The 2794-nt window shown below is 51.1% G+C and carries 3 protein-coding genes; 1 reads left to right on the top strand and 2 read right to left on the bottom strand.

The window, feature by feature from the left end; genetic code table 11:
• A partial coding sequence (locus WBV27_RS02210; RefSeq protein WP_424199022.1) for a hypothetical protein occupies positions 1–487 on the top strand: 487 nt, incomplete at its 5' end.
• Positions 488–516: 29 nt separating this feature from the next.
• Here WBV27_RS02210 and WBV27_RS02205 read toward each other — a convergent pair.
• A complete protein-coding gene (locus tag WBV27_RS02205) occupies positions 517–2082 on the bottom strand; it encodes an alpha-rhamnosidase (RefSeq protein WP_424199020.1) in 1566 nt (521 codons plus the stop codon).
• Positions 2060–2704 (bottom strand): hypothetical protein, encoded by a 645-nt coding sequence (locus WBV27_RS02200; protein ID WP_424199018.1) that lies wholly within the window; start codon positions 2702–2704, stop codon positions 2060–2062. The genes WBV27_RS02205 and WBV27_RS02200 overlap by 23 nt, the downstream gene beginning before the upstream one ends.
• Positions 2705–2794 lie beyond the last annotated feature (90 nt).

The raw sequence follows: 2794 nt of genomic DNA, 5'->3' as shown, positions 1-2794 counted from the left end.
GCATGACACTGCGGATGTTTGTGTTCGGGGTGCCGATGTTCAGGCAGGCGTAGCCGATGGACATAAGCGGTTGCTCCCTTCTGGTTTATTGAGTGTAGGTTATCTGTTCACCTATCACAGCCCGATGGCCGCGATGCTGTGTATGGACTATTATACGCAATCATGCGGGAGTACTGCTATCCGGATGCTTCAAATGAAGGTATCGACTGCTTGTGGTACCGTCCTGGGCATTCGCCCGACGACCGCGGAGAACGCGGGTGTCGGCTGTTCGGTGTTCTTCATTCTTCGTTCAGCCGACATACCGCGCAGGCGTCGACTGTTCAGCATTCTCCACTCCTCGTTCAGTCAACACATTGTGCGGGCGTCGGCTGTTAATCATCCCCCGATTTCCGTTAAGTCAACACATCAGACTCTAGTCGGCTCTTCGGTAACATTCGTTCTTCGTTCAGCCGACATTCATGCTTTTCTGGATTATACGGCTGCCTGATCGACACATGCTTTTTATAATGTTCTTTCTCACGCTATCCCATATTTCCGGAACAGATAGCAAGGTGTACAGCTCCATGCGTGGCAGTAGCTGTTAATCATTTCGTCTCCGTACGGAGAGAATGTTACGTCCTCTGGATAGTAGACTTCCCAGAAGGTGTCGGCGCCGTTTTCGACCATGCCGCCCCAATACAGTTTGATGATGCGGACGGCTTCTTCGCGGAAGCCTTCCTGCAACAGAGCCTCCACATAATGGTGGTACATATAAGGCGAGTTGCATCCGACAACCAGTTCATCATCCATAGCCAGCAGATTTTCCAACACATTCCTGCGCAGGTCCCCATCACCAATTTCGGCCAACAGCATCCAAGTCTGCGACGGGATAGCGATCTGTCCGCTATTGGGATCTACGAACAAGCCTTTTTCTGCATTGTAGTAGGTGGTAAACGCATACTGCTCCAAAGCTTGGATTTTGTCGTCCAGCTCCTCGGCCAGCTTGTTGTCTTCCATATAAGCAGCCAATTCTTTCAAACGTTTATAGGAGTAGACGAAGATGCCCTGGATGGAAATTTGTTTTTCCAGCGGTTCGTTCCAATCGATGAAGGCCCACCAGCCTTGCGGCACAGCGACTTCCCCGGTTGGCAAGACATTATCATCCAGCACGCGCAGTTGCGCGACGGCAGTGGCGTACAGATCGGTCAACGTCTCCTTATCGTTCGTCTCTCGATAATAGTCCAATAAAGTATCGATGAAGAACAGGCTGTAGTCCGCCAAGAAGGTGTCATCCGGGATCAATCGCGGTTCGATGAAGACGTTGGCGGAGACTTGCCCTTCGCTGGTCGTTTGGGCCGCAAAGAGATAGAGGCATTTTTTGACCAGATCATTCGCTTCGAAAGTGGCGTAGTTGGCCAAAGCTTGCAGCCTCAAATCGCCTAGCCATAAGCGCCGGTCGCGTTTCGGTCCGTCCTCGAATACTTCCTGCATGCATTGCATCAGCGTCTTTTGTGAAACCATGTCGATCTCCTGCAGCAGTTGATCGTCGGTTTCCAACTGCTGCATTTTCGCCTTGTCTGCAGAACTTTCGGTTGTGCAGCTCAACTTCAGGTTGATCTGGTACTTAGGGGATGTGTCCACCACTTCGATTTTCAGGTAGCGGAAGGCGAATCGGCGTTTGAGCGCCAGCGTTTCCGGAAGCACATCGATCGTCAACAGTTCCTCCTGGAGCCAGGAAGCGCTCAACTCGCCTTTGTAGCTGTCGAACGAACGGATCACTTCGATCGGTGTTTCGCCGAAGGACAGCCGCAATTTTGCGGGTGCGTCCGGCGGGCTGCCCAAGGAAGTGATCGCAAGTGACACTCTTCCGACGCAGTGCTCGCCGAAGTCAACAATCACAGACTCTTTGCGGTCCATCCGGATGCCTTCAGTGTGGTCGTATGCGGCCACTTCGACCAGCTCGTTTGCGGACGCTGGCGCCGCTGCGACGATTCTTTTCGGCAGCACTTGTTCATGGTACATTTCAATTTCGATCTGTTTGATTTTCTCTTCGAATGCATCATTCGTGATGAAACGGATGTCAGGGTTGGTTTGGAACTCCATATTTGGTTATGTCCTTTCTGCTGTTAAGAAATAATTCGTGCAAGCCTATGATTGCTGCCCCGAAAACAAAGATGATCGCCATATAGGACAACGTGAAGGAAACAGAGACACCCATGGCAACAATCAGTAGCACTGCTGCATTTTTCAGGAAATTCGGCAGGTACGTCGCAAAAGCTTGCTTCAACAGGTTCCGTCCTTTGAAAGATATGGCTTCCCTGGCAAGATTGATGCCGAAGCTCATTTCGAAGACGATAATTACGATGTTCATCGCGTACAGGAGATACGTGATTGGGCCGGTCACGGCTGACACATAAAGGGTGGTCAGGCCGAGGTAGAAAGCCAGTGTCAAAAGCGCTGACAGATGCATTTCTTTCCTCAGCGTGAACCGTAGCTCCCTCAGGTAAATCCCGAAGATGCCGGAGCTGTTCTCCCCTTTCAGCTTGTGCGCCGTGCGCAGCAAGGCCAGGATGCTGGGCAGCAGCGTGAGGCTGGTCAACAGATAGATCGGGAAGAACACGACTTTGAAATCAAACAGGAAGAATACTTGGAAAAAGAAGACGTTCGTCACCAGGAACAGGGTGTTCAGGATGATCACGCGATAAAACAGATCGAACAATCCCATCAGTTTTGTCAGTCGGTCATTCTCGATTCATCATCCTTTCACTGCGCCTGCCGAGATGCCGCCTATGAAATACTTCTGCAGTAATGAGAA

This window comes from Trichococcus sp. (assembly GCF_049589555.1).
Taxonomy (GTDB): domain Bacteria; phylum Bacillota; class Bacilli; order Lactobacillales; family Aerococcaceae; genus Trichococcus.
Note: the sequence above shows the minus strand (reverse complement) of the source record. Positions and strands in the feature narration are given on the sequence as shown.

Bases quoted from the DNA above. Each gene is read 5' to 3' on its own strand.
- WBV27_RS02205 (WP_424199020.1), bottom strand. From the start codon at position 2,082: ATGGAGTTCCAAACCAACCCTGACATCCGTTTCATCACGAATGATGCA.
- WBV27_RS02200 (WP_424199018.1), bottom strand. From the start codon at position 2,704: ATGGGATTGTTCGATCTGTTTTATCGCGTGATCATCCTGAACACCCTG.